Origin of the sequence: Halorubrum tebenquichense DSM 14210 (genome assembly GCF_000337415.1) — an archaeon.
GTDB lineage: Archaea > Halobacteriota > Halobacteria > Halobacteriales > Haloferacaceae > Halorubrum > Halorubrum tebenquichense.
This window is the reverse complement of the sequence record NZ_AOJD01000069.1, coordinates 1-280: the sequence shown is the minus strand read 5'-3', so window position 1 is coordinate 280 and position 280 is coordinate 1. Positions and strand designations below refer to the sequence as shown.

At 69.3% G+C, this 280-nt stretch carries 1 protein-coding gene; it reads right to left on the bottom strand.

Annotated elements, in window-relative coordinates; all coding sequences use genetic code 11:
• Positions 1 to 58 precede the first annotated feature (58 nt).
• The coding region (locus C472_RS17675) for a hypothetical protein (RefSeq protein WP_206536582.1) at positions 59 to 280 on the bottom strand (222 nt) is incomplete at its 5' end.

Genomic DNA, 280 nt, shown 5'->3' with positions numbered 1-280 from the left:
CTCGTCACGACTGTGACCGCCGAAGCCCCAGCCGCTCGGCTATAGGTGGCTGATCTCGTCACGACTGTGACCGCCGAAGCCCCAGCCGCGAGGCGGACAGACGCTCGCTGCGGTCCTCACTCAGTCGCTGTCGCTCCTTCGTTGCGGTCCTTACGTCGCCTCTGTCCGCCTCGCGGCTGCCCCTTCGAATCCCGCCCGACAGCAGCCGCACAGCCTCACGCCTCCCCAGCCTCGTCAGTCGCCTCCGCTTCGCTCCGGCGACTGACTCCCTCGCGCGTGC